Source organism: Nemorincola caseinilytica, assembly GCF_039540515.1.
GTDB classification, from domain to species: domain Bacteria; phylum Bacteroidota; class Bacteroidia; order Chitinophagales; family Chitinophagaceae; genus Nemorincola; species Nemorincola caseinilytica.
This window is the reverse complement of the sequence record NZ_BAABFA010000024.1, coordinates 267,208-293,744: the sequence shown is the minus strand read 5'-3', so window position 1 is coordinate 293,744 and position 26,537 is coordinate 267,208. Positions and strand designations below refer to the sequence as shown.

Genomic DNA, 26,537 nt, shown 5'->3' with positions numbered 1-26,537 from the left:
CCATCCGGATGATGAAAGAGAGGGCTTGATATCTGTACAGCCGATCATTTTGCAGAGATATTGCCTGCGCGTACCTCGGCACGAAGCTGGTCTATCTCGTTGCGGAGGCTGGCGTTCTGCTCAGAAACAATGGTCTTGAGGTCGCGGTTCTCGTTCCTTAGCCTTTCTACTTCTGCCCTTAGTACGGCTATCTCCTGTGTACGCTTTTCCAGTGCCTGTATGGCAATAAGGCTTATGCCCTCCATATCGGCCTGGTTGATGGTGGTATCGTTTCCGATGGTACCATAGCTATCGTGGCCGAAGGCAGCGTAAACGTCCTGCGCCATAGGGCCATAGTGGCGGTGTATGGCAGCATCCTGTCCCTTATAGTTCCAGCTGGTAAGGGAGAACGCGGCTATTTTCTTCAGGAATGCTTCTCCATCTACCGCGCTGAAGTTCTCTTTCTTCCTGCGGTCGCTGATGGTGCTCCAGCTATTGCCACCGGGGGCCATTTGTGCGCCTACTGTAGCATTAGAATCGGTATAAAGTTTATAACCACCGGCGAAGCGCATCATCATTTGGTTGTCGGCATCATTGGCGGTAGATGTACCTGTAGAAACATCGCCGAACGCAAAGGCTCCCATTTTTCCATTGGTAGATATATATTCGCCTATAGCGACCGACCTTAACCCACTTGCGACCGCTGAAGATCCAATGGTAACCGCTCCATACCCGGTAGCTGTACCACCCAAGGCTATTGCATATTCGTAGCTGGCGATGCCACTATTCATCGCAATAGACGAAATGCCGCTGGCATTGGCTCCATTCACTGCAAATGAACTATTGCTAGCTGTGGCATTTATCGCGCATGAATTGTCTTCGGCATAACCGCCGAGCATCGCAATAGAACGCGCGCCTAAAGCCGAAGAGCCAGGACCTATGGCAACAGAATTGTTGCCCTGTGCGCTGCCCCCACCTATAGCTGTAGCGGCAGTGCCTGTGGCAACTGATGGGCTGGCGCCATCGGTACCTATTGCAATAGCATTATAGCCACTGGCCTGACCACCCATGAACGCGCCAGAATGATCGGCATCTGCCTGTCCCCAGCCTATGGCCACAGAGGCGACGCCATTGGCAGTACCGCCGCCGATAGCCGTAGCGAACATACCAGTTGCCAAAGATGGGAGGTGAACACCACCTTCGTTGGTGCCAATAGCTACGGAAAAGGGGCCGGAAGCACGGCCGCCGGCAAGCGCTGTAGAAAAATCGCCGGTAGCCTGTGAAGCGAAAAGATGACGACCTAAGGATATGGAGTTAGAGCCACTGGCCAATGCATTGTTACCCAAAGATATAGCATCACTGCCCTGGGCGGTACTATAACTGCCGACCGCAAATGAATTATTACCATTTGCCATTCCGCCGCCCATTGCTATCGCAAATGAACCGGCAGCATCACTTTGTACCATGTCGCTGGCGCCAATGGCTACGGCATGTTCGCCATTGGTGACGGCACCGTTCAACGCCATAGAGTATGGGGAGAAGGCAACAGAGGTGTTGCCAATAGCTACGGAAGAACTGGCCGGGGAGGTAGTAATGCCCCCTAAGGCAAAGGAACTTTCGCCGTAGGCACGGCCACCATTCATAGCTATAGAATGCACTCCCCAAGCCTCTGAATTAGTTGTGGGGTAGTCATTGACAGATCCCATAGCAAAAGAACGGATACCATAACTATTGCCACCACTAAATGCTATAGAGCCCACTCCGCTGGCCTGGCCGCCACCTATGGCCACAGACTCATGGCCACTGGCATATGATAGTCCGGAAGCGCTGCTACCCAATGCGATGGAACCTGCCCCCTCTGCTATACCTAAACCGATGCCTATAGAACCATCGCCCGATGCCGAACCACCAGCTATAGCGGTAGCATAATTGCCGGTGGCGATGCCCCTGACCGCAAATGCCTTATACCCATCGGCATGGCCATTGAGAAGTGCGACCGAACCCATACCAGAGGCATTGCCACCTGCTATTGCAGTAGCAAAACCTCCTGAAGCATGAGAATTGGTAAACGACTCGTTGCCGCCAAGCGCTACCGAGTTATACCCATCTGCAATACCACCACTCATAGCTGTAGCAAAACTGCCCATGGCCGAAGAAATATGCATACCATCGGTACCTACGGCGAAGGAATTCTCACCGCCCGCATTACCGCCACTCAAGGCCATTGCATAAGTACCGGTAGTATTGGCCGAAGAGAGGACCGAACCACCTATGGCAACAGACCGCGGAGCCCGGGTCGTAGCAAAATTGATAGCTAAACTCTGATAGGCCTCGGTAAGCACTTCGGCGCCAAAACCTATGGACGTAGAATTTTCGGCCTGTGCGGTGGAACCACCTATGGCCACAGCGCTGGTACCGACAGCATAACCGCCACCTATAGCGGTAGAATAACTACCCAATGCATTGGAAGTAACAGTACCTTGTGCAACACCAATAGCCACCGAGTTGGTACCACTAGCAGTACCACCACCCAGGGCGGTGGAATTATCGCCACTTGCGATAGACGAGAAAATATTGCCCTCAGTACCGATGGCCACACTGTTGATACCTACCGCATAACCACCACCAAGCGCCACCGAGAGAGGGCCCTGGGCACGGGAATTTCCCAAAATGGAAGACCCTAAGGCCACTGAAGTGAGCCCCGATGCGATGCCATAGCTCATGGCAGTAGCATTTTCGCCAGACGCTGTAGTGGTACCCCCACTTGCAGCTACCGAGTTAAGACCTCCTGCATTGCTCATCTGGTTCATAGCCACTGCATTTACGGCCGATACGGTAGTGCCCATACCACCTGCTATGATGGCATTGCCAGTGGTATGTAAGGTAGCAGCAGGGTCGGTGATGGCGATACCTACATTGCCGGGATTGACATTGAATATATTGGCACCGGAGATATCCCAGTGCGCACCGCCACTGCTACCGCCGCTGAGGGCGGTCCATGCAGTGCCGTTGTAGTAGTAGAAACCCGCAGTGCCATCTACCTGGTATATAAGCAGGCCTGTGGCGGGTGCGGGGATGGCATCGCGCTGGGCGGTGGTCATGCGGGGGGCAAGGAGGCCACGCGTGGTAGAGGCGACATCGAGCATGGCCGAGCTATGGGCGGGAGCGCCATCGGTATTCATGGCTATGCCCTGGGCATGTGCCTTGTGGGCCATCATGGCAGCTACTAGCAGGCAAATGGTGCGGTATTGTTTCATAAAATGTATTTATTTGACAGTATAATGCATTGCCACCAAACATACAATAAAATATCACTAATACAAAAGCTGAATAAGGTATCCGGGAAAATACGATCCGGACAAGCTGTAAAGACTTTTGCCTCTTTAACCTATTCTCATGTTTTTCATGTAGGTTTGTAAGCCTAATATTTTCTATAGGAAATGAGATTAGCTGAAAGACTTAATTCTTTCTCGGAACCCCAAACGATAAAGATGGCCAAGCTGGGCCGTGAACTGAAAGCCAAGGGAATAAATATAGTAGACCTGAGCCTGGGCGAGCCCGACTTTCGCACCCCCGACCATATATGCGAGGCAGCCATAGCGGCCATAAATGCAGGATATACCAAGTATACCCCGGTAGCGGGAATACCCGAGCTGCAGGAGGCCATAAGCATAAAACTGAAACGCGACAATAACCTGGACTATGCGCCGAACGAGATAGTGGTATCTACAGGGGCGAAGCAATCCCTGGCAAATGCGATACACTGCCTGGTAGACAAAGGCGACGAGGTGCTGATACCTACACCCTACTGGGTGACATATGCCGACCTGGCACGACTGGCAGGCGGCGAGGTGAAGTACCTACCCTGCGGCATAGATACGGACTTCAAGCTGACACCGGAACAACTGGAGGCGGCGATAAGCCCAAACTCACGACTGTTCATCTTTTCATCGCCCTGCAACCCCACGGGCTCGGTGTATACGCGAGACGAGCTGGCAGCGCTGGCAGAGGTGTTCAAAAGACACCCGCAGGTCACCATCATCAGCGACGAGATATATGAGTACATCAACTTTGGCAGCGGACATGAGAGCATAGCCCAGTTCGACGGGATGAAGGACAGAGTGGTGGTGATAAATGGTATGTCGAAAGGCTTTGCGATGACCGGCTGGCGTATAGGCTATATGGCCGCACCCAGGGTACTGGCACAGGCGTGCGACAAGCTGCAGGCACAGTTCACATCGGGCACCAACGCGATAGCGCAGCGCGCATCGGTGGCGGCACTGCTCAGCGACCTGGGTCCTACCCAAAAGATGGTGGCAGCCTACCGCGAACGCCGCGACCATGTGATAAATGCCCTGCGCCAGATGCCGGGTGTAAAGGCCAGCATGCCGGGAGGAGCGTTCTATGCTTTCCCCGATATAAGCTCATTCTTTGGGAAGAGCTATGGCGAACACGTCATAAATAATGATATGGACATGAGCATGTACCTACTGCACGAGGGGCATGTGAGCAGTGTATGCGGCAGTGCTTTCGGCAATGGCGATTGTATACGTTTCTCTACCGCAACATCGATGGAGAACCTGCACGAAGCCATGACCCGGGTAGCTATGGCGCTGGCAAAGCTCTCATAGAGATATACTTATACGCTATACCACACCCCGAAGCATATGCCTATGAATTGAATGTGGGTATATACATACATCTTACGAAGAAAAATAAAGGAATATATACTGGTATTTAACCTGCTGGCGTGGAAAAATTAATACACGTTCTTTCAGCTTAATGCATTACTTTTGTCGCCTGAAAAAATCTTAATAAAAAAATAATCTATGCAGGAATTTGGCAGAAAAAATCCGTCGTTCGATCTCAGCTCGCTCGGACTGAATGTCGGCACAGCGCACTGGAACCTCTCCCCTGAAGAGCTCGTGAACAAGACACTGGAACTGGGACAGGGTGTGCTCAATGATACCGGCGCACTGTGCGTAAGCACAGGCAAATTCACCGGCCGCTCCCCTAAGGATAAATTCACAGTGAAGGATGCTATAACAGAACACAGCGTGGACTGGGGTGATGTGAACATCCCTATGGCACCCGATGCATTCGACAAGCTGTATGATAAAGTGTGCGCCTATATGGGTGGCCGCGAAGTATGGGTACGCGATGCATATGCCTGCGCCGACCCCAAATACCGCCTGAACATACGCGTAGTGAACGAGACCCCATGGGCCAACCTGTTCTGCAACGACCTGTTCCTGCGCCCTACAACTGCAGAGATAGAAACACAGAACCACGACTGGCTGATACTGCAGGCACCCGGCTTCCAGGCCGACCCCGCAGTGGATGGTACACGCCAGGCCAACTTCACGATAGTGAACTTCACCCGCCGCGTGATACTGATAGGCGGATCGGGCTATACCGGTGAAATGAAGAAAGGCATCTTCGGTGTGCTGAACTTCGTACTGCCGCACGACCACAAGGTACTGAGCATGCACTGCTCGGCCAACGAAGGTAAAGATGGCGATGTGGCCCTGTTCTTCGGCCTGAGCGGCACGGGTAAGACGACGCTGAGCGCCGACCCCAACCGCGCCCTGATAGGTGATGACGAGCATGGCTGGAGCGAGACCTCGGTATTCAACTTCGAAGGTGGCTGCTACGCTAAATGTATAGATCTTACAGAAGAGAAAGAGCCACAGATATACCGTGCCATAAAGCATGGTTCCATACTGGAGAACATCGAGTTCTTCGAAGGCACCAACAAAGTGGATTATGCCAGCACCAAAATAACAGAGAACACCCGTGCTGCATACCCCATCAACTTCATAGAGAACGCGAAAGAACCATCTTTCGGCGGCCAGCCCAGGAACATCTTCTTCCTGACGTGTGATGCGTTCGGTATACTGCCTCCTATATCTAAGCTGACAAAGGCACAGGCCATGTACCACTTCATAAGCGGCTATACTGCAAAGGTGGCCGGTACAGAAGTAGGCGTTACTGAGCCGCAGACCACTTTCTCGGCATGCTTTGGCCGTGTGTTCCTGCCGCTGCACCCTGCTAAATATGCAGAACTGCTGGGCAAGAAACTGGAAGAGCACAACGATGTGAACGTATGGCTGGTGAACACCGGCTGGAGCGGTGGCTCTTATGGTGTAGGTCACCGTATGAAACTGAGCTACACACGCGCTATGATAACTGCCGCCATGAAGGGCGAACTGGACAATGTAAGCTATGAGGCGCATCCTGTATTCGGTGTGCTGATGCCAGCTGCTGTACCTGGCGTACCTGCCGAGATACTGAGCCCACGCAACACATGGGCCGACAAGGAAGCATATGACAAGAAGGCTAACGAACTGGCGAAACTGTTCGTGAACAACTTCGCTAAGTATGCCGACAAAGCTAACGAAGAGATACGCTCTGCCGCACCCAAAGTGCTGGAGAATGCATAAAGAAGCATATTGGAATGAGTAAATAAAGGGAGTGGCTGATGCTGCTCCCTTTTTCATTGCTACCTCTCTTCATACCGGCATTATCTTATAGTGTAGGTGTAGGAATTTGAAGCGCCAGAAGGAGAAGAGGTGGTCGGTGCGGAGGGTGCCGTGCTCGTCTTCATAGACATGGATGCTCTCTTTCAGTGGCAGGTAGCGCAGTCGAACACTATCGGCATCGCGTTTCTGAACACGGTAGTAGCCTGCATCGCCAATGCCCCTGCCGCGCGATATGAGCTTTACAGAACCATCGGGCTGTACCACTACACGCAGCAGTACGGTAACATTGCCATTGGGCAGGGGGAAGGCGACCTTTACCAATGGGCTACCATCTATGATCACACCTGAATAGAAACCCGCATACACCACCCTGCCCGACAGTATGGAACGCCGCAGCCAGCAGGCACAGACAAGCGCACCGGTGGCTGGGTCCTTTAGCTGCAATACATCGTTGGTCATGCCCCGGCTGGTCTCCAAAGGGTCCAGCGGTATATTGAGCTGGTCCATACGCGTACTGACACTCTTGATGAGGATGCGCGAGAAGAAGCTGATGGGCGAATACCATTGCGACCACACCTCTAGCTTGTACTGCGTGGTATGCTCGTAGAAGTGCCGCACGCGTGGGTGCAGCTTGTCCTTCAACGGATCGGTGGCGGGTATGAGGGCTGCGAAATCGCCTATGAGACCGTCTTTGTGGTCCTTATCTATAACAAGGCCCCTGTCGGCAGCATAACGCTCATAGAACTGACCACCTATGACTTCGGTATCGGACATGGGGCCACGCAGCCATTCGTTGCCCTTGTAGGGTACCACCTTACCGGTGACATAGAGCCAAGCATTGATAAGCCACCTTAGAAACGCACCGAACATAGAGCGGAAATGTATAACCAAATATAGCTATAAAAACCGGGGCATTACTTGCGTAGCTCTTTTGGCACCTCGTTCTGTATCTCTACATAACGCTTACCCGTATTGAACCCATCTATGCATATTACCGGCTCTATGCCCTCCTGTGATGTGTATGCTACCTTTATGGTCTTGCGGCCTCCTATCATGGTGAAGTAGTTATCGTCACAGAAGACCGGGAGTATGCGCTTCTTGGTCTTTTTATCTACCAGTGATATGTGGGTGAAGAAGGCTATGCCACCGGGGTCCATATCGATGGTGAGCTCCAGTATGCCCTTACCGGGCGTCCAGGCATAGACATGCATCAGCATGGCCGCAGGCATCAGGTCTTGCAGCCAGCGGTAGCTACCCCTGCTATCGGGCAGCCAGTAAGTGTTCTCCTCGTCCTGCGTGCTGTCGGCACATTTGAGGCCCAGCGAGAGGAATGCACCCGAACGCTCATACTCTGCCACCTCAGCAGCTATGGACAGCGCAGGTACACAGGTGTCGGCAGGTACTACCAGCACCATATCCTGCCTGCCAATGGAAGCTTCCTGGCCAAGCTTGGCCCCACGGCTGAGGCCCCATGACATGGTCACCATCTGATCGGTATGGCCGTCATTGGCCACCATTATGCGCCGGCCTATGGGGTCGTACATGATGTGCAGCGGCCGTGCGCCGATGCGCATACCGAAGAGGCAGGCATTGGGATCGAGGTAGACATCATACATCTGTCCTACGAGGGCTGTCCATGGGTTCTGCGTCTTCCATACCATTACGCCCGTGTACCAGTCCCACATGTGAGACCGTATACCCTCCATAAGGGCGCGGTACTGGTTGTAATTGACCAGTTGTGCCAGACGGGCGAACTGCGCGGCATCGTCGGGATGGCCATAGGCCTCTATCGCGGAATCGTAGCTGCAATACTTGTGGAATTTCCACATAGTATCGGCCACCCATTTTTTCTTATCGGCATCATAGTGTGGGGGTACCAGATGCTCCTCGGGCATGAAGCGACGAAGGGAGGTGATATCGCCCATACCTATGGAGCCGACCTCGGAATTGAAAGCCCAAGAGCGGTGCTGCCAGAAGTAGGTATCGGGCTGAATGGTGTATGGGCCATCGTGGGCGTGCAGCGACATGCTGTCGTGATTGGAGTATTCAAAGAAATAGCGGCCGCCATCCAGCGCAGGCAACAGGGAATCGCGCAGGGTGGACAGTATATCGGCCGGCGGGCGTATCTCGTTACCACCGCACCAGAGGGCAAGGGAGGGGTGGTTGCGCAGCATTACTATCTGGTCGGCAGCAGAGGCAAGCCACAGGCTATGATCATCGGGGTAGGTACGGCGGGTAACGGTATCGTCCTTCTTGGTGGGATCGTACCAGCGGCCATTGCAGTCGCCGGAGGCCCAGAGGTCCTGGAAGACCAGCAGACCATACCTGTCGCAGGCATTATAGAACTCGGGCCGCTCGGTAATGCCACCGCCCCACACGCGTATCATGTTCACATTCATATCGCGGTGGTAGCGCACCTCGGCATCATACCTGTCGGGAGAGAAACGCAGCATGGCATCGGAAAGGATGCGGTTGGTGCCCTTTACGAACATACGCTGACCGTTGACATAGATCTCGCGGCTTTGGGTGTGGGTGTTCCAGCTGGTAGTTATCTCGCGAATGCCTACCCTGTAGCGCTCCTCATCGCCGGGGGTGCCATTGGCATTAATGAACTGCACATTGAGACCATAGAGGGGCTGACCGCCCATACCATTGGGCCACCACAGGCGGGGATGCTTCATGGTACATGATGGCATAACGATGGTGCTGCGGCCGGGCGGCAGGCTGACGGGCATCTGCATGGTGGTGCCATCGATATGGTAACTAAGAAAACCTGATATGGCTGTAGCGGCGGGATTGTACAAGGTAGGGTGTATATCTATAGTAGCGGGGGCCTGAGCGGTATCGGTGGCGGAACGCCTGCCCACCACATGGGTGATGATGTGTACATCCTCTATGTCCGTTCCCTTCACTTTCTCTATCATCACCTTGTCCCATATGCCTGTGTTGCGGTCGGGAATGGGCTGTATCCAGTCCCAGCCGGCCACATACTGGTTGGTAACATTGCGGGCTATAGTACCATCGCCTCCCTGGCCACCATTGGGGCGGCCCACATGGTATGGCGGCTCTACCAGTATGGCCAGCCGGTCACGACCGTTCTTTGACAAGAACTTTGTGATATCGAAGCTATGGCGGAGGTACATGCCCTCTACCCTGCCCTCGTCTACCCTGTGGCCGTTGAGGTATACCTCGCAGGCATAGTTGACACCGCGCAGGCGGAGGAAGACATGCTCGTTGCCCGATACCTTTTCTTCAAGGTCCTTTACGAACCAATAGGTATACATAGCCCTGCCGGACTCATATATGTCGGGTATACGCGTGATGTTGAAACCGAAGAAGGGGTCGGGCACCTTACCATTGTGCAGCAGTGTGGTGAGCACAGTACCGGGTACTATGGCGGGCATACTACCCGGTATGGGTGCGCCGGGGGCCATCCATTTGCGGTCTTTGGACTTGGCCGCGACATCGGCACGGAGGCACTGCCAGCCGCTGCTTAGTTCATGTTCTATCTGCTGGCCATGGGTGGTGGGGGTGACCAGCAAGAGGCAAATGAGGTATAATAGTATGCGCATGAGAGGTATAGAAGGTGTAAAGTACAAAAGATGCAACTAATGAAGTGGGATACAAAAGAGAACACATTGACGTAATTTTACCGCCTTATGTCACAAAAAGACATCAATATACTGGCCATAGAGTCGTCTTGCGATGAGACGAGCGCGGCCATAATACAGAACGGCAGGGTGCTGAGCAACCATATAGCCACCCAGAAGGTGCATGAGCGCTATGGTGGCGTAGTGCCCGAGATGGCATCGCGGGCGCATATACAGAACATAGTGCCTGTGGTAGATGCGGCCTTCAAGGATGCGGGATTGGGCAAGAAGGATATAACGGCCGTAGCCTTTACGCAGGCACCGGGATTGATAGGATCGCTGCTGGTGGGGTCGTGCTTCGCTAAGTCCTTTGCGCAGGCGCTGAACCTACCCCTGATAGCCGTACACCATATGCAGGCCCATGTGCTGGCACACTTCATAGACGAACGACCCGAATTCCCCTTCCTCTGCCTTACGGTATCGGGCGGGCATACACAGATAGTGCTGTGCCGCGACCACCTGGATATGGAAGTACTGGGCGAGACCATGGACGATGCCGCAGGCGAGGCATTCGATAAGGTGGCAAAGATGCTGGGGCTACCCTATCCCGGTGGGCCGCTGGTGGACAAATACGCTGCCGAGGGCGACCCACTGAAATTCAAATTCCCGATGAGCGAGCAGAAGGAATATACCTTCAGCTTTAGCGGTATAAAGACCTCGGTGCTCTACTTTTTGCAGGCACGCAGGAAGGAGGACCCCGAATTTGCTGAGAAGAACATGAAGGACATATGCGCCTCGGTACAGTATACTATCATTCGCACGCTGATGGTGAAGCTGGAGAAAGCAGCCAAAGACCTGGGCATAACCCATGTGGGCATAGCCGGTGGCGTATCCGCCAACAGCGGGCTGCGCAAGGCGCTAAGAGAGACCGGCGAACGCAATGGCTGGAAGGTGTACATACCGAAATTCGAATACTGCACCGACAATGCGGCCATGATAGGCATAACGGGATATTATAAATACCAGAAGGGTTTGTTCACCGACCTATCCGCTGTGCCCAGCGCACGGGCCGCATGGTGATGAGCAATACATGGTTCCGTTTCAAACAGTTCGGGGTAGAGCAGGAGCACTGTGCCATGAAGGTGACCACAGATGCCTGTATACAGGGCGCGTGGACACCCCTGCCTCCACATACCGCACGAGTACTGGACATAGGCACGGGTACAGGGCTGCTGACACTAATGCTGGCGCAGCGCAATAACGGGCTGACGATAGATGCCGTGGAATATGACGAGGCCGCAGCACAGCAGGCAAGGGCCAATGCAGCGGCATCGGTATGGGGCGAACGTATAAGGGTGATACATGCGGATATACGCGCTTACACGGCCGATGGACCGTATGATGTTATCATATGTAATCCGCCATTCTTTTCGGCAAGCCTGCTGGGCGATGCCCATAGCCGCAATATGGCCAGGCATGATGTATCGCTTACACGGCACGAACTGCTGCGAACGGTGGCTGCACTGCTGGCGGATGACGGCTATTTTTCCCTGCTGCTACCCTATACCGAATACCAGCTATGGAAACCACTGGCAGCCACCTGCGGCCTGTACGAGCAGCAATGCCTGCATATAGCGCACCGTCCCGGCGCACCTGTGAAACGCGTGGTGAGCATACTGGGCAAGCACCATATACCTGAACCTAAGGAACAGCTACTGGTGATAAAAGATGTTTCGCATGACGGGTATACCACACAATTCAGGGAACTGCTGGGGGACTTTTACCTGAGCCTATGAGCACTTGCGGGAGACCTTACCAAAAAGGAAACCTACACCAAGGCTGTACTGGAAGAGGTTCTGCGGGCCGGTACCCATATCGTTCTTCATAGACTGGTAGGTACCGGAAATGTAAAGCCCCCGGGGGAATTCCAGCCCGACAGTGAGGCCCACACCTACTATGGGGCTGTTCTTGCCAGACATGGTATGCGTACCGCTTTCAGAAACGGAAACATTATTGACGAACATGGCGCCGAACAGCCCGGCACCCAATACCAGACGGGGCTTGCAGGGCATCCCTGTCTTTAAAAGCAGGTACAACGGCACCTCTGCAGCATTGTAGCGGTACTGCACATCTATGCCGGTCCAGCGGGTCTTGTAGCCATATACAGAGTAGAACAGGCCGGGAGCAAGGTAAAAATGCGGTGTTATACGCTTCTGTACCTGTATGCCGGCCCTTATGCCGGTGACATTGCCCACGGGTGCAGAGGGCAGGGAAGAAGTGGCCTTGGCGCCTGCCCATGAGGCAGCTACAGTGGGCGCCACCGCTATGCGGGCATGTACAGCGCCGAAGGTTAAAAAGGTGAGGGCTATGGAGGTGAGTATAGGTCTCATAAGCTGTGGTATAACAGAATACTAAGTTAACATATATCGGGCATATGGCATGAACAACTGGCATTTGGGGGCAAAAACACTAATTTTGAACGTAGCCACAGGCGTGTGATGAGATATTTTGCAGCATTCTTTATAGTGTTATCGCTGTGCGTGGCAGATGCGCACGCACAGTGGCGCAGGTACAGACCGCAATGGCCCCGTACCGAGGGCGAGATGATGCACAAGCTGCTGGGCACCCTGCAACGAAAAGATACGGCGGCCTTCTACGAGCTCTTTCCCACCTTCGATACCCTGTGGGGCATGGTGATACACAATAGCGACAAAGACACAGAGACACAGAAGGTACTGAACAAACTAAAGGAGCGCCCCCAGGTGCTGATAGAGTTCGACCCTCTGTACAACCGTACCATAGTGGGGGGCTTTGCACATGTACTGGCCAAGGGAGAGGACTCTGGCGTGAACTGGAACAGCATAGTGATGGCCCGGTACGAGCTGTACAAGTCGGAACCGACAAAGGACCTGATAGGCTATGACCGCGTGGTGCCGGAGCGTTTCCATGGGTTCATGTTCATAAACGATGCCTATGCCCGCACTACCTATGGTATACGCGTGGCAGAGGTACAGAAGATAAAAGATCATTTCTTTGGCGGGCAGGTACTGAACATACTACCGGCAAGAACAGCAGATGAGTTCAATGCGAAGGAACAGATGGAGCAGGACTATTATGCATGGCTGGCCGCGCACCCCGATACCGTGCTCACAGACACCACCACTGCCAGGGCCGATAGCGCCGCAAGCGATACCACCGAGGCAGACCCGCTGAAACTGAGCGCTATAGAAGAGGAAGAGGATGGCAGGGTACGCCGCGAAGTGATAGAAAGGCGGTACTACGAGGGTACACTGGACAATGAGATACCCATAGTGCTGTACATACGCTACCTGAAAACACCGCCCGGCAAGGCACAACTATATGATGGGGTGTACAAGCTGGGCGAGAACAAACGCTACCTGAGGTTAGAGATAACCAAAAATGCCGATGGGAAATGGATAATAGAGGACGAATCGGCGGTGGGAACGATGGAGCTGACAATGAACGGGCGGACGTATACGGGAACATGGTCGAACGCGGAGGATAATGGCTACGATGTGGTGCTGACCCAGACGGGATCGCAGCAGAGCAAGATAGAGACGCTGGATAAGATAATAGACCAGAAACTATCGGGCAAGATAGACGAGAGCAAATTCGAGAAGGAGAAGGAAGCAGAAAAGGAAAAAGAGGAGAAGGAAGCCAAAAAGAAAAAGGAAGAAGAAGAAAGACTGGAGCGGGAAAAAGAGAAACAAAAAAGGAAGGAAGAAAAGAGAAAAAGACGGGCAAAAAAAGAAACGACAGAGAACGAGAGCAAAAAAGAGGAAGGGAAACAGGCCGAAGGAGACAAAAAGAAAGAGGACAACAACAAAAAGGATAAAGAAAAAGAAGACGATAAAGAAGCAGAATAAAACCCCATTGCCCATTTTTGCCGCAGGCATACCCTACTCTCCCATATATGTGGTCTCGTATAGTAATAGCGCTATTCTTTGCAACATCTGTCTTTGTGATAAACAACAGGCAGAACTGGGATAACGACCTGTATAGCTACGATCCCTTTGGCTACTACCTGTACCTGCCTGCTACCATCATATACAAAGATGTGGGTGAGCTGAAGTTCTACCCGCAGATATATGAGCGATACCATTTTCGCGGGTGGGAAAGCAAGGAGCCTTACGGTACCCACCTGATGCCCAATGGCCGAAGGGTGAACAAATACCCCGCAGGCGTGGCGATAGCACAGTTACCGCTCTTCCTGGTGGCACACACCTTTTGCCTGGCAACGCATATGTACCCTGCAGATGGTTTTTCGCCACCGTACCGGCTGGCAGGGGTATATACCTATCCGCTGCTGGCAGTATTGGGGCTACTGCTGCTACGGCGCTTGCTGCGGCGGTACCATACCGATGGCGTAGTGGCCTTTACGCTGCTGTGCCTGTCGTTCGGTACCAACCTGTACCACTACATAGCTTTTGAGCAGGGCATGAGCCACCCTGTATCGTTCGTGCTGTTCGCGGCCATACTGTACCATACTGATAGCTGGTACCGCACCGGGGAACGCAAACACCTGCTGCTGACGGGCCTGCTGCTGGGCTGGGTCATAATAACCCGGCCTGTGAACATAGTAGTGGCCATACTGCCACTGCTATGGGGTGTAGCAAGTATGAGCGACCTGCGCGACAGGTGGGCCCTTTTTGTACGCAACAGCAAGAACATACTGGCCGCCGCAGGCCTGTGCCTGGCCGTATGCATGATACAGATGGCCTACTGGAAATATACCACCGGCCACTGGATAACCTATAGCTATAAGGGCGAACACTTCGACCTGGCACACCCGCGCATATGGGATGGGCTGTTCAGCTTCCGCAAGGGGTGGTTCGTCTATACACCTATGGCACTGCTGGGCGTGGCGGGCTTCGTAGCTCTGTGGCGTACCCACAAAAAGCTGGTACCTGCTATGCTGGTGTTCTTTTCGGTGTTCACCTATGTGGTATTCAGTTGGAAGATGTGGTGGTATGGCGGCAGCTTTGGCTGCAGGCCATTCATAGAGGCGCTCACAGTGCTGGCATTGCCACTGGCGGCACTGGTGAGCTATGTGCATTCGCGGAGGAAGAAACTATTGACATCGGCGGCAGTAGTGGTCGTGGCCTTCTTCATAACGCTGAACATGTTCCAGTCCTACCAGTACTCCATGTACATCATCCATTGGGACAGGATGACCTTTGAGGCATACCGCCGCTCGTTCGGCAAGGTATGGCTGAACAGGGAAGAATATGAGACCTACCTGATAGACGGCAAGACCTACTGGGACGAAAGGGCGGAGATATCGAAGGAGTGACAAAGACCCTACTCGAACATCAGGTCCTCGGACTTGCGGTTGTAGATAGGTATGTACCACCCACCACGCAGCCCGAAAAGCACATCGAGCCGTTTGGCATTATCGGGGCGCATCACGTCGTAGAGAAACTCGCGGCGGCCCTGTGTGAAGCCCACGAGCACATCGGCGCCAAGAGAGAAATTGATGAGCTTGTTGCGCGCAAAATAGATATATCCTATATACTGCTCTATAAAGGCGCCATTGGTGAGGCGGTCATACCCCTTGGCATACTTGCCTCGCACCTGCTCTACCGTCTTGTCCTTGTCGTAGATATTGATGCGGTGCTGTATGAAGCCGGCCGTGGTGAGCACTACCACACCATTATCCGGGTGATCTTTGGAACGGGAGAATATCTTGCCCGCCGACAGGCCCACTGCATAGCCACGCTCATATACAGGCACACCTATACGCTGACCACTGTTGTTGATGAATTCGTAAAGGTTCTTTTTGCTGGTATAATATTTGTCGGCCACATTTATGAACAGCGAGTCCTCATTCACATTTCTGCCCACTATGAAATCGAACTTGGTACCGAAGAGCCAGTTGGACTTTGTCTTGTAGAGCAGGGCGGGGCCCAGGCGCCACGAATTGCTGAAGCGGTCGGCCATATCTCCGGCCGGGAAGTCGAAGCTGGCATTGCCATTGAGCAGTACACCGCTGCGGGCCTCCTTGCTTTCGGAAGGTCCGAACAGGTCGGCCTGGGCATGGGCGCCTACAGAGCAGAACAACAGGGCGATAAGTATGATATGCTTCATAACGCGTGTGAAATTAGGTAATTCCTGATGGACGGGGAGCAGGAGATAAAGTTAAAATAGTGGCGGTTGGCTTTCTTTTTGAATTTTTAGTTAGCTTGCTGCCCCTATGCAACTGATGTACTGGCTGCTTGCTGTGACCATAGCCCTGGGTGCAGCCTTTTGGGTGTATAAGGCCGATCGGAGGCGCGCAGTGCCGCTACCCTGGCTTACGGCCCTGCTTCGCGGACTGGTGATACTGTCGGCCCTGCTGCTGGTACTGGTACCCGATGTGGTGGTGACCAAACACACTACCGAACGCCCTGTGATCTTCCTGCTGCAGGACAATTCTGTATCGGCAGGTATAGCACTGGGTAAAGACTCTGCCACATATAGAAACAATGTTACATCCCTCATTCAGAAACTAGGCGATAACTACCGCGTGGTGCAGTGTGGCTTTGGCGACCAGGTAAGGGAGGACAGCCTTTTTACCTACGACCGCCAGGGCACCGACATAGCCAGCGCGCTGGACCATGCCGAGGAACACTATGGCACCGGGCAGACAGGCGCCGTGATACTGGTAACGGATGGCCGCTTCAATATGGGGGCGAACCCCATGTACCGGCAGACGGCCTACCAGGGGGCTATGTATACTGTGGCCCTCGGCGATAGTACCCGCGAGAAGGATATACGCATATCGCGCACCTATGCCAACAGGACGGCCGCGCTGAACAGCAGCTTCGAGATACGCGCAGATATAATAGCCGAGCTATGCAAGGGCTATAGCGAAAATGTGAACCTGAAAGAAGGTAACGAGACCATAGGCAGCACGGCCATACCTGTGAACGGCGACCGTTTCGACCGCTCGGTATCGTTCTCGGTAAAGGCAGATAAGGCAGGACTGCACCACTATACCCTGTCGCTGCCGGAGGCCGCAGGCGAGCAAAACACCACCAACAACAGGCGCGACATATTTGTAGAGGTAACGAACGAGACAAAGAAGATACTGATAGCCGCAGCCGCCCCCCACCCCGATGTGAACGCGCTGAAAGATGCACTGGCATCGGCAGGCACATACGAGGTAAAATTGTGCGGTGCGGATGATATGCCTGCATCGCTGGAGGCATATGATGCCCTTATTCTGCATGGGCTACCCTCTGTACGGCACAGAGTGGCCAATGCTGTGACGGCATCGCGCAAGCCGTTCTGGATCATCCTGAGCCAGCAGACGGACATAGCAGCCGTGAACCAACTGAAAGAACTGACGCATACGGGCATAACACAAGCCCCCGGCCGCGATGCAGTGCTTTCCCTCAGCAGCTCTTTTAATGCCTTTACCCTGCCCCAGCGCATAGCTGTGATAGCCGACAAGATGCCGCCACTAACGGTGTATGCCGGCAATGTGCAGGCCGCACCGGGCAGTAATGTGCTCTTTACCCAGCGTACCGCTGCGGGTACCCTGCCTGCATGGGTGATGCAGCAGAGCGCGGTGCCTACGGCCATACTTACCGGCGAGGGCATATGGCGCTGGCGTATGTATGAGTACAAGAACTTTGACGGGCATGATGTGATAGACGAATGCATAAGGCAGACGGTGGCCTTCCTGTGTGCGAACAATAATGAGCGGCAATTCGATGTGGCGATGCCGAAGCGGGTATGGAGCGACCAGGAACCGGTATCGCTTACGGCGCGACTGCTGAATGCCAATAACGAGCAGGTGAACACGGCAGATGTGCAACTGACCCTTACCGATAGCGCGGGCAGGAAACAGCAATATACCATGGAACGATCGGGCACGGGTTATAGCCTGAACACCGGCATACATGCCGGCGGCCGCTACAGCTATATGGCGCGTACCAGCTATAATGGCAAGGAACTGACGGCCGCGGGCTCTTTTGTGGTAGAGAGCATTCCGCTGGAACTGATGGCTACAGGGGCCGACTATGGTATGCTATACAACCTGGCGCATGAGCACAACGGGACCTTTGTGACGGCGAACAATGTGGCAGCCCTCTATGACAGCATAGTGGCCAACAATAACATAAAGCCAGTGATACTGACCAACTCGGAAAGTGTACCGCTGATAGACCGCAAGTGGTACTTCATCATCATACTGGCGCTGGCAGTGGCAGAGTGGCTGCTGCGCAAATACTGGCTGGCGCAATAGTACGTCAGCGTCCTATCGCATCGATTTTATCCATATCTTTGAAGTAAAGCGAACAGGGAATGAAAAAGATACTGATGCTGCTGGCAAGTGCGATGCTGGCCACGGCAAGTGTGAACGCACAGACCACGGCCACAGATTTCACTATAAATGATTGTTCGGGTGTGCCCTACCATCTTTTTGAGCAACTGGATGCAGGCAAGATAATAGTGGTATCCTTCGTGATGCCGTGCGTGGGCTGCATAGCCCCCTCGCAGGATGCGCAGAACGTGGTGAGCGCCTATGGCACCAGCCATCCCGGGCGCGTGGTGATGTACCTGGCCGATGACGAGGCTGCCACACCCTGCTCATCGCTTATGGCATGGCGCAATGCGAACGGCCTGCCGCTGATGCCCACCTTCTCCAACACGGCCTTTGTGCAGGCACAATATGGTACACCCGGCATGCCCAAGATAGTGGTGCTGGGCGGTACCGACCACCGCATATACGGCATACAGAACGATGTGGTGGACATAGGCAAGCTATACAACGATATAGATGCGGCACTGGGCATAACCACCCTGGCACATGATATAAAAGCTACGGAAATGCCCCTGAGTGTTTATCCCAACCCTGCCACTGACCATGCATCGCTGGCAATGACGGTAAAAGAGGCAGGATATGCCAACATACAGGTGGTAGACAATGCAGGCAGGCTGATAAGCACCGACAACTTCAAAACACAGGCTGGTAACAACAAATACAAGCTGGACCTGTCTGAAATGCCCGCAGGTATATATGCCGTAAAAGTGACCACCGGCGCTACCACCGGAGAAACGAAGCTGGTAGTAAGGAAGTAAAGCATTCCCCCGGTCATTCATTCTTTACCATAAAAATATCGAAGCCCGATGCTGAGTAGCGCATCGGGCTTCTTGTTTATAACTTTAGAACTACCAATTACTTCCCGCCGAGGTTCTTCAGCATGTCTGCGGTCATGAGGGCCAGGTCGAAGTCGTGCTTCCAGCCCCAGTGAGCGCGGGCCACAGAGTCGTCTATGCTGCGGGGCCAGCCATTGGCTATCTGCTGGCGGAAGTCGGGCGCATAGTCTATGGCGAAGTCCGGTATGTGCTTGCGTATGGCCTCGGCTATCTCTCTGGGCGAGAAGCTCATGGCCGAAAGGTTGTATGCCATGCGGGTACCCAGCTTTTCGGCGGGCGCCTCCATCAGTTCTATGGTGCCGCGTATGGCATCGTCCATATACATCATGGGCAGGTAGGTATCTTCAGAGAGGAAGCAGGTATACCTGCCATGCTTCAGCGCCTCGTGGTATATCTCCACGGCATAGTCGGTAGTGCCGCCGCCGGGTGCCGACCTCCAGCTGATGAGACCGGGATAGCGCAGGCTGCGCACATCCAGCCCCCAGCGCAGGTTGTAGTACTGGCACCACTGCTCGCCGGCATACTTGCTGATGCCGTATACGGTGCGCGGCTCTATAATGGTCTGCTGCGGGGTATTATCCCGGGGTGTGGTAGGGCCGAAGACCGCTATAGAGCTGGGCCAGTATACCTTGGCCAGCTTTTCCTGCACGGCTATATCCAGCAGTTGCAACAGGCTTTCCATATTGATGTCCCAGGCGCGCCTGGGGTCTTTTTCGCCTGTGGCAGACAGCAGGGCGGCCAGCAGGTATACCTGCGTGATGCCATACTTGCTGATGATGGCCCTGATGGCATTGCCATCCATGGCATCTAGTATCTCGTAAGGGCCGCGGCCCTTCAGCATGGGGTGTGCCTCGCGGATATCGGTGGCCACTACATTGTCGGCGCCATACAGGTGGCGCAAAGCAGCAACGAGCTCTACACCTATCTGGCCGCCCGCGCCTATAACGAGTACTTTATCTTTTTTCATTTTTCGTTCGGAGAGGGCTAAAAATAGGAAGTAGATATGTGTTTCACAAATAATTGACGGATCTTGTTTTTGCTAAAGGATAATAGAGGCGGCAGGGGTATAAAAAAAGAGCATTCCGGGTGGAATGCTCGCGAGCCATATCTAATATATTGGCCGTGATGGGGGTTGGGGATACACTCTTCAGAATACAGATCGGTAACTTACCAAAGCAAAAATGATAGGGTCCAAGAGCTATTTTTACCTGCCATGTACCAAAAATAGGTAGCCGGCGAACGGGAAAATAATAAAGTTCGTATTTGCGCCTAAAGCCTACACAAGTGCGGAACAGGCCCCGCTAATACCTTCTATGCCTTATCAAAAGCCTTCTTGAAAGCCTCTTTGCGGCGTATGGCTATCTCCAGCACCTTGCCATCCTTCATCACCACAGCGCCGCCGCGCCCCTTCTGCACCTTTGCTATATGATCCAGGTTCACGATATATCCATGATGTATGCGGCAGAACATGCCGGGTGGCAGCAGGTCTTCGAACTCCTTGAGAGTACGGGTAGTGAGGTATACCTTATCGGCGGTGTGTACATGGGTATAGTTGCCATCGGCCACCAGGTAAGAGAGGTCCTCTACGGGTACCATGTACTGCTCTCCCCTTTCGGTGAATGATATCTTCTGCCGGGCGGCGTTCTTCTCGCTCATATTGCGCATGAGCAGCTCATAATTGCCCATCAGCACCTTGTTGCGTATACGCGCCTCGGCCTTCTCTACGGCCTGCACCAGCTCGGGTATGCGCAGGGGTTTCAGCAGGTAATCTACGGCCGAGAACCGGAAGGCATTGATAGCATACTGGTTGTAGGCGGTGATGAAGATGATCTCGAAGTCGATCTTCGGCAGGGAGCGCAGCAGGTCGAAACCGCTGCCCATGGGCATCTCTATATCCAGGAAGACAAGCTGCGGCTGCAGCGACTCTATGAATTCCTTTCCGCTGCGGGCGCTGCCTGCCACGGCCACTACCTTTACCGATGGGCAGTGCTCCTCCAGAAAGCATTTTAGGGTGAATACGCTTTTGGGTTCGTCGTCTATTATTATAGCTGTTATCATATATCGAGTGGGAATTTTATGATCACTGTAGTGCCACGCCCGCCGGGCTGCGCCGACCTGTCGATGATGCTGATGGTATGCTCTGCATTCTGCATTTTGGCAGTAAGGGCCAGGCGCTGGCGGGTGAGCTCCATACCGTGGCTCTGGTGTTGTATGAAGCTGCGCTCCTTCAGCTTTTGCGCCTCCTTCATACCTATGCCATTGTCATCTACCTCGCAATACAGCGAACCATCCTTTATATAGAAAGAGATCCTCAATTCTCCCCCACCCTCTTCCAGGTTGCAGAGGCCATGTTTTATGGCATTCTCTACAAAGGGCTGCACTATCATGGCAGGCACCTCGGTGGTATAGGTATTAATATCGGGCGCGCAGGTGATGGTATGCGTGAACTTGTTCTCGTATCGCATATGCTCGAAAGAGAGGTAATTCTCCAGGTAGCCTATCTCCCGGTGCAGCGATATGGTGCCATCCTTCGAGTTGTCCAGTGTCTGGCGCATGAGCAGGGCAAAATCGGCGAGGTACTTATTGGCATTGGCCCTATCGTTCTGTAATACGAACTGTTGTATGGAGTTGAGACAATTGAAAATGAAATGCGGGTTCATCTGCGCCTGCAGCTGGCGCTGTTCCAGTTCCAGCTTCTGCCGTGCGGCCTTCAGCCGGTTCTGCCGCACTACCTGTACCCCTATCACCAGCGATAGCAGCGTAGCGCCAAAACCACTGTATATAAGAAGGTCTTTATTGCGCAGCCTCAGGCGCTGCAGGTCGTTCTCTTTGCGCAGCAACTTGTTCTTATCGTCCAGCTCGCGGGTCTGGTACCTTGCGGTCATCTCTTCCAGGGCGGCCACCTTTTCGCGGTTCAGTATAGTGTCCTTTATCACCATCTGCAGCCCCAGGTATTCGTTGGCCTTTTTATGATCGCCTATCATTTTGTATACGCTTGCCAGGTTGCCATAGGCTATACACATGCCCAGCGGATAGCTGATGTCTCCGGCTATCTTTAGCGCCTGCTTGTAATTGGCTATTGCAGGCTCGGGCCGGCGCAGCAGCTCTTCGTATACAGAACCTATATTGAGGTGAAGGAACACATGGTTGTAATCGGGGTTCATGGTATTGAACCTCTGAAGCGTTTTGCCATAGAAATACAGCGCAGAATCGGCCTTTTTGAGCTCCTGGTAGCAGAGCGCGATGTTCATATCGCAAAGCGCTGAGGTCTCGTGGCTGTTCAGGGAATCGTTTATCTTCCGGGCCTTCAGCAGGTAGCCGAGCCCCTCCCTGTGGCGCTGCATATTGGCATAGCTGCCCCCTATGGCAATGTATGTACCGGCCAGATGCGACAGATCGCCTATGGCGGTATACATCTGTGCGGCGAGGTCGAAATAACGGGTGGCGAGTTTATCGTTCTGCATATGCAGCGTCAGCACTCCCATATTGTAATAGCCATTACCGAGGCTTAGCGTATCCTTCCGTGTAGTAAAGGCACGCAATGCTGCCTCGAAATGCTGCAAGGCACTCTTGTAATCGGCCAGGTTCTCGTAAACTATGCCTATGTTGAGGGTCAGATCGGCCTCCAGGTCCTTCAGCCCATGGCGATGAGCGATGTCTATACCCTGTATGAAGGTGGCGATGGCATCGTTGAGGTCACCGGCCTCATGCTGGGCCGATGCCTTGATATTGAGGCTGAGCGCGGCACTTTCCATATCGCCCTGCCGCAGCGACATATCGTAGGCACGGGTAGCAAGCGATACGGCAACACGGGGATCGGTGGCTATACTGTCCTTTGCGGCATGCTGCAGCCGCGCTATGGCCGTATCCTTGCTGGTAGCATACAGGTCTGTCGAAATGGTACACAGAACGGCCACCAGCATGCATACTGCAAGCCTGTATATCCGATCTCCATATGATGTGCTGGCACTGCTCAAAACAAAGAATGCTAAGGTATATATAATGCCGCCTCGGGGAACAGGCCGATACATAAGTGAGTACAAAGAATGTGTGAACGGGTAGTAGCCAGATAGGGCGGCAAGCCCGTAACAAATGGCATACCTGCGCCTGCCGGGGCAAAAATGCCTGAAAAAAACGTGATTTTTCCCGTAGAGAAAGGGCCCGGGGCATCGCAATTTTACATCAGGCAACAGGCTAATAACAGCCATTTGTTAATAACACCTCTATACGATGGAACAGGCAAGAACATACCGGTCTGCAAATGATATATGCCATAACATGCCTATGCAACCTGCGGGCCTGCCTACGGGCATCAACATCACCGGGCGCTATGTGTGCAATACCGGGCTCACCGGCACTACGGACCGCACAGAGGTATCGCTGATGTACAATGTGCATACCGGCAGCGTGGTGGGCCTGCCCGCCAATGCCACCCGGTATAGCTTCGGCTTCAACATGGGATGGCGCAATATAGAGCATACCCGGCAGGGCGTATTCAACTGGGAGGCCGATATGCGCAACAAGAACCACTACCCTGCTCTTACTAACCCGCTCTTCCTGCTGCAGAACGGCGACCTGGCATCGGTGAGGGTGAGAAGCAGCGCCGATGGCTACCGAATAGACGAGGCCGATATCGCATCCATCGTCATCTTCAGCAGAACGGGAGCATTTCACACACCGTATGGCCTGCATGGCCAGCTGAACGAGCAGCTAAAAAAGGCCTGGAAGAGCAATGTGAATGGATATGAGCGTGAGGGCAACATGTTCTTCTGACAAACGCCTGATGGGATGTATAAAAGAAACCAAAATAGTTGATAGGCCCCTGCAGCGAGCCCTTTTCCAGGGGTTCGCTCCTCGCAGGGAAACCGGTAACAAGTAAAAAATGAGTTGATCAAAAAAAGATAGGACCCTGTAAGTACCTGGCACTATGCATTACCCCACAGCGGCCACATATATGGCCCTGAAACATCTGAACCGCCCCGCTGATACGGGGCGGTTCGGCTTATGAGCCGTTATCATTACTTTTGGAACGGCCCATAGCACGGGGCATGTTACCAAAATGACCAACTACGAAATAGCCGACCACTTCGCACTGCTGAGCAAGCTGATGGACATACATGGCGAGGACAGTTTCAGAACGAAGTCTTACAGCATAGCCGCATACAATATAGAGCGCCTGCCCGGCGAGGCGGCAGAAATGGACGATGCTACCCTGGCCAGCATGAAGGGCATAGGCGCATCGACCGCGAAACGTATACGCGAACTGCTGAACACCGGCAAGCTGCAGGCACTGGAAGACATGCTGGCACGCACACCGCCCGGCATACTGGACATGCTGAAGATAAAAGGCCTGGGCCCAAAAAAGATAGCCGTGATATGGATGGAGCTGGGCATAGAGTCGCTGGGAGAGCTGGAATATGCCTGTAATGAGAACAGGCTGGTATCGCTGAAGGGCTTTGGCGCGAAGACGCAGGAGAGCGTACTGCAGAACATAGCCTATATGAAGCAGAATGCGGGCTTCTACCTGTGGGCAGAGGCCGAGGCCATAGCCGGGGCGATGCTGCAGCAATTGCAGGCGCGCTACCCGGGCAATACCTTTGCCCTGACGGGCGATGTACGCAGGCAGTGCGAGACGGTAGAACACATAGCTATAGTGACCGATGTGCCTGCGGCCACCCTGTCGGTAGCCTTCGGCGATACAGAGGGTGTGACGGTGAGCCATGATGATGAAGCGCTGATGACAGTAACGATACCGGGACAGCCAAAGCTGCATTTCCACTTTACAGATGCTGAACGTTTTTACCGCACATTGTTCGAGACCACGGGCAGCGAGGCATTCATGACAGCCTTCAAAGAGAAATATACCCTGCCCGATGCACCTGCGAGCGAGGACGAGATATTTACTGCCAACGGACTTCCTGTGATACCGGCCATGATGCGCGAGACGGCAGAGGTGCTGCAGCAGCCGCAAAGTACATTCGAGGGTATCATAGTGCCGGGCGATATAAAGGGCATCATACACTCGCACTCTAAATGGAGCGACGGTGTGCATACGCTGGAGCAGATGGCCATAGCCGCCCGCGATGCAGGGCTGGAATACCTGGTGATAAGCGACCACTCGCAAACAGCAGTATATGCCGACGGCCTGAAGCCCGAGCGCGTGGCCGAACAGCACCAGGAGATAGATGCGCTGAACGCAAGGCTGGCCCCGTTCAGGATATTCAAAAGTATAGAGTCGGACATACTGGGCGATGGCAGCCTGGACTATGCAGATAGTGTGCTGGCCACCTTCGACCTGGTGATAGCCAGCGTACACAGCAACCTGAAAATGACCGAAGAAAAGGCCATGGAGCGGGTACTGCGTGCCATACGCAACCCCTATACCACCATACTGGGGCACCCTACGGGCAGGCTGCTGCTATCGCGCAAGGGCTATCCGCTGGACCATAAGACCATAATAGACGCCTGCAAAGAGCATGATGTGGTGATAGAGATAAATGCCCACCCCCGCCGCCTGGATATGGACTGGCGCTGGATAGCATATGCGCAGGAGCGCGGCGTGCTGCTATCGGTAGACCCTGATGCGCACAGCATAGAGGGATACCGCGATACCTACTATGGGGTGATGGTGGCCCAAAAAGGCGGCCTGCTGCGGCAGAACAACCTGAGCAGCTACACAAGGGCAGAGCTGGAGGCCTTTTTAGAAAAGAACAAAGAGAAAAGGAAGGGGTAAGTACCTGCATTCTTACCGATCTTATATTTTTACCATTCAAAAAGAATGTGCTATGATAAATATACTCCTGCTGCTGTACTTTTTTTGCGCACCCTACAATAATGAGGTACCTGTGAAATACCTGTGCCAGCAACCGCTGGATGCACAACCGATGGTAGAGGCCGATGCACATTTGCAAGGACTATGGAAACTTAACGAAGATACCAATGCACACAACTATTTTGTAGTAGAGCGGGATGGGAACTACCGGCTGAATGTGACCTATATGACCGTGGTGGTGACAACCGTGGGCTGGAACATGCCGAAGGTTACTTCTCGGAAGTGAATGGGGTAAAATTCCTCAATGCGCCCTATAGCAGTTTCATTTCAGACAAGTCGTTCAGCGGAACAGTACTGCTGCGGGTAGACACGATAAGCCAACCCAATAGCTGGGGTATGATAGCGACCCTTGTGACCGATACTACCCTGTACAAAATAAAAAGTTCGGAAGAGCTGCGGGCATATGTAGCCAGGAACATGAACAAGCCCGGCTTCTACGGCAAAAAGCTGCACTTCAGGAAGAAATTCGAGTTCAATAGTTTCAGGTAG

Annotated in this window: 20 protein-coding genes; 12 read left to right on the top strand and 8 right to left on the bottom strand. The window is 53.5% G+C overall.

The window, feature by feature from the left end; translation table 11 throughout:
- Window positions 1–44: 44 nt before the first annotated feature.
- A complete protein-coding gene (locus ABD843_RS15920; protein ID WP_345085417.1) occupies window positions 45–3,236 on the bottom strand; it encodes a tail fiber domain-containing protein in 3,192 nt (1,063 codons plus the stop codon).
- 183 nt (window positions 3,237–3,419) lie between these two features.
- Between ABD843_RS15920 and ABD843_RS15915 the strand changes: the two genes are divergently transcribed.
- Together ABD843_RS15915 and pckA are read left to right on the top strand one after the other, a co-directional pair.
- Entirely contained in the window at window positions 3,420–4,610 is a 1,191-nt protein-coding gene (locus tag ABD843_RS15915) for a pyridoxal phosphate-dependent aminotransferase (RefSeq protein WP_345085413.1), read from the top strand.
- A 198-nt stretch (window positions 4,611–4,808) separates the two neighbouring features.
- On the top strand, window positions 4,809–6,422 hold the full coding sequence (gene pckA / locus ABD843_RS15910; protein WP_345085409.1) for a phosphoenolpyruvate carboxykinase (ATP): 1,614 nt from the start codon (window positions 4,809–4,811) through the stop codon (window positions 6,420–6,422).
- Window positions 6,423–6,491: 69 nt separating this feature from the next.
- Here pckA and ABD843_RS15905 read toward each other — a convergent pair whose 3' ends face one another.
- Window positions 6,492–7,331 carry a hypothetical protein gene (locus tag ABD843_RS15905; RefSeq protein ID WP_345085406.1) on the bottom strand — a complete coding sequence of 280 codons (840 nt, stop codon included), beginning with the start codon at window positions 7,329–7,331 and terminating at the stop codon, window positions 6,492–6,494.
- Window positions 7,332–7,375: 44 nt separating this feature from the next.
- Window positions 7,376–10,033 carry a glycoside hydrolase family 2 protein gene (locus ABD843_RS15900; RefSeq protein WP_345085403.1) on the bottom strand — a complete coding sequence of 886 codons (2,658 nt, stop codon included), beginning with the start codon at window positions 10,031–10,033 and terminating at the stop codon, window positions 7,376–7,378.
- 87 nt (window positions 10,034–10,120) lie between these two features.
- Here ABD843_RS15900 and tsaD point away from each other — a divergent pair, with 87 nt between their 5' ends.
- Both tsaD and ABD843_RS15890 read left to right on the top strand, forming a co-directional pair.
- A complete protein-coding gene (gene tsaD, locus ABD843_RS15895; protein ID WP_345085400.1) occupies window positions 10,121–11,131 on the top strand; it encodes a tRNA (adenosine(37)-N6)-threonylcarbamoyltransferase complex transferase subunit TsaD in 1,011 nt (336 codons plus the stop codon).
- Entirely contained in the window at window positions 11,125–11,847 is a 723-nt protein-coding gene (locus ABD843_RS15890; protein ID WP_345085397.1) for a tRNA1(Val) (adenine(37)-N6)-methyltransferase, read from the top strand. Before tsaD ends, ABD843_RS15890 begins: the two co-directional genes overlap by 7 nt.
- Here ABD843_RS15890 and ABD843_RS15885 read toward each other — a convergent pair.
- The gene (locus ABD843_RS15885; protein ID WP_345085394.1) at window positions 11,842–12,441 is read right to left on the bottom strand and encodes a hypothetical protein; all 600 of its coding nucleotides are present in this window, start codon (window positions 12,439–12,441) and stop codon (window positions 11,842–11,844) included. The genes ABD843_RS15890 and ABD843_RS15885 overlap by 6 nt on opposite strands.
- 108 nt (window positions 12,442–12,549) lie before the next feature.
- Between ABD843_RS15885 and ABD843_RS15880 the strand changes: the two genes are divergently transcribed.
- The gene (locus tag ABD843_RS15880; protein WP_345085391.1) at window positions 12,550–13,938 is read left to right on the top strand and encodes a hypothetical protein; all 1,389 of its coding nucleotides are present in this window, start codon (window positions 12,550–12,552) and stop codon (window positions 13,936–13,938) included.
- 47 nt (window positions 13,939–13,985) lie between these two features.
- Entirely contained in the window at window positions 13,986–15,365 is a 1,380-nt protein-coding gene (locus tag ABD843_RS15875) for a hypothetical protein (RefSeq protein ID WP_345085388.1), read from the top strand.
- A gap of 8 nt (window positions 15,366–15,373) precedes the next feature.
- On the opposite strand, the gene ABD843_RS15870 is transcribed toward ABD843_RS15875, so the two are convergent.
- Entirely contained in the window at window positions 15,374–16,159 is a 786-nt protein-coding gene (locus tag ABD843_RS15870) for a hypothetical protein (protein WP_345085384.1), read from the bottom strand.
- A gap of 106 nt (window positions 16,160–16,265) precedes the next feature.
- On the opposite strand from ABD843_RS15870, the gene ABD843_RS15865 reads away from it, so the two are divergent.
- A complete protein-coding gene (locus tag ABD843_RS15865; RefSeq protein WP_345085381.1) occupies window positions 16,266–18,302 on the top strand; it encodes a vWA domain-containing protein in 2,037 nt (678 codons plus the stop codon).
- 59 nt (window positions 18,303–18,361) lie between these two features.
- Window positions 18,362–19,138 (top strand): T9SS type A sorting domain-containing protein, encoded by a 777-nt coding sequence (locus ABD843_RS15860; protein ID WP_345085378.1) that lies wholly within the window; start codon window positions 18,362–18,364, stop codon window positions 19,136–19,138.
- A 97-nt stretch (window positions 19,139–19,235) separates the two neighbouring features.
- On the opposite strand, the gene ABD843_RS15855 is transcribed toward ABD843_RS15860, so the two are convergent.
- From ABD843_RS15855 to ABD843_RS15845, 3 genes are all read right to left on the bottom strand, one after another.
- A complete protein-coding gene (locus tag ABD843_RS15855; protein WP_345085375.1) occupies window positions 19,236–20,183 on the bottom strand; it encodes an NAD-dependent epimerase/dehydratase family protein in 948 nt (315 codons plus the stop codon).
- 344 nt (window positions 20,184–20,527) lie between these two features.
- Entirely contained in the window at window positions 20,528–21,274 is a 747-nt protein-coding gene (locus ABD843_RS15850; protein ID WP_345085372.1) for a LytR/AlgR family response regulator transcription factor, read from the bottom strand.
- Window positions 21,271–23,139 (bottom strand): tetratricopeptide repeat-containing sensor histidine kinase, encoded by a 1,869-nt coding sequence (locus ABD843_RS15845; RefSeq protein WP_345085369.1) that lies wholly within the window; start codon window positions 23,137–23,139, stop codon window positions 21,271–21,273. Before ABD843_RS15845 ends, ABD843_RS15850 begins: the two co-directional genes overlap by 4 nt.
- Window positions 23,140–23,494: 355 nt before the next feature.
- On the opposite strand from ABD843_RS15845, the gene ABD843_RS15840 reads away from it, so the two are divergent.
- From ABD843_RS15840 to ABD843_RS15825, 4 genes are all read left to right on the top strand, one after another.
- Window positions 23,495–23,989: a hypothetical protein gene (locus ABD843_RS15840; RefSeq protein ID WP_345085367.1), complete on the top strand. Its 495-nt coding sequence runs from the start codon at window positions 23,495–23,497 to the stop codon at window positions 23,987–23,989.
- A gap of 286 nt (window positions 23,990–24,275) precedes the next feature.
- The gene (locus ABD843_RS15835; protein ID WP_345085365.1) at window positions 24,276–25,949 is read left to right on the top strand and encodes a helix-hairpin-helix domain-containing protein; all 1,674 of its coding nucleotides are present in this window, start codon (window positions 24,276–24,278) and stop codon (window positions 25,947–25,949) included.
- Window positions 25,950–26,001: 52 nt separating this feature from the next.
- A complete protein-coding gene (locus tag ABD843_RS15830; RefSeq protein WP_345085363.1) occupies window positions 26,002–26,274 on the top strand; it encodes a hypothetical protein in 273 nt (90 codons plus the stop codon).
- A complete protein-coding gene (locus ABD843_RS15825; RefSeq protein WP_345085360.1) occupies window positions 26,271–26,537 on the top strand; it encodes a hypothetical protein in 267 nt (88 codons plus the stop codon). The genes ABD843_RS15830 and ABD843_RS15825 overlap by 4 nt, the downstream gene beginning before the upstream one ends.

Excerpts from the sequence above, each read along its gene's own strand:
- ABD843_RS15920 (WP_345085417.1), bottom strand. The coding sequence starts at position 3,236 with ATGAAACAATACCGCACCATTTGCCTGCTAGTAGCTGCCATGATGGCC.
- ABD843_RS15915 (WP_345085413.1), top strand. The coding sequence starts at position 3,420 with ATGAGATTAGCTGAAAGACTTAATTCTTTCTCGGAACCCCAAACGATA.
- pckA (WP_345085409.1), top strand. The coding sequence starts at position 4,809 with ATGCAGGAATTTGGCAGAAAAAATCCGTCGTTCGATCTCAGCTCGCTC.
- ABD843_RS15905 (WP_345085406.1), bottom strand. The coding sequence starts at position 7,331 with ATGTTCGGTGCGTTTCTAAGGTGGCTTATCAATGCTTGGCTCTATGTC.
- ABD843_RS15900 (WP_345085403.1), bottom strand. The coding sequence starts at position 10,033 with ATGCGCATACTATTATACCTCATTTGCCTCTTGCTGGTCACCCCCACC.
- tsaD (WP_345085400.1), top strand. The coding sequence starts at position 10,121 with ATGTCACAAAAAGACATCAATATACTGGCCATAGAGTCGTCTTGCGAT.
- ABD843_RS15890 (WP_345085397.1), top strand. The coding sequence starts at position 11,125 with ATGGTGATGAGCAATACATGGTTCCGTTTCAAACAGTTCGGGGTAGAG.
- ABD843_RS15885 (WP_345085394.1), bottom strand. The coding sequence starts at position 12,441 with ATGAGACCTATACTCACCTCCATAGCCCTCACCTTTTTAACCTTCGGC.
- ABD843_RS15880 (WP_345085391.1), top strand. The coding sequence starts at position 12,550 with ATGAGATATTTTGCAGCATTCTTTATAGTGTTATCGCTGTGCGTGGCA.
- ABD843_RS15875 (WP_345085388.1), top strand. The coding sequence starts at position 13,986 with ATGTGGTCTCGTATAGTAATAGCGCTATTCTTTGCAACATCTGTCTTT.
- ABD843_RS15870 (WP_345085384.1), bottom strand. The coding sequence starts at position 16,159 with ATGAAGCATATCATACTTATCGCCCTGTTGTTCTGCTCTGTAGGCGCC.
- ABD843_RS15865 (WP_345085381.1), top strand. The coding sequence starts at position 16,266 with ATGCAACTGATGTACTGGCTGCTTGCTGTGACCATAGCCCTGGGTGCA.
- ABD843_RS15860 (WP_345085378.1), top strand. The coding sequence starts at position 18,362 with ATGAAAAAGATACTGATGCTGCTGGCAAGTGCGATGCTGGCCACGGCA.
- ABD843_RS15855 (WP_345085375.1), bottom strand. The coding sequence starts at position 20,183 with ATGAAAAAAGATAAAGTACTCGTTATAGGCGCGGGCGGCCAGATAGGT.
- ABD843_RS15850 (WP_345085372.1), bottom strand. The coding sequence starts at position 21,274 with ATGATAACAGCTATAATAATAGACGACGAACCCAAAAGCGTATTCACC.
- ABD843_RS15845 (WP_345085369.1), bottom strand. The coding sequence starts at position 23,139 with ATGCTGGTGGCCGTTCTGTGTACCATTTCGACAGACCTGTATGCTACC.
- ABD843_RS15840 (WP_345085367.1), top strand. The coding sequence starts at position 23,495 with ATGCCTATGCAACCTGCGGGCCTGCCTACGGGCATCAACATCACCGGG.
- ABD843_RS15835 (WP_345085365.1), top strand. The coding sequence starts at position 24,276 with ATGACCAACTACGAAATAGCCGACCACTTCGCACTGCTGAGCAAGCTG.
- ABD843_RS15830 (WP_345085363.1), top strand. The coding sequence starts at position 26,002 with ATGATAAATATACTCCTGCTGCTGTACTTTTTTTGCGCACCCTACAAT.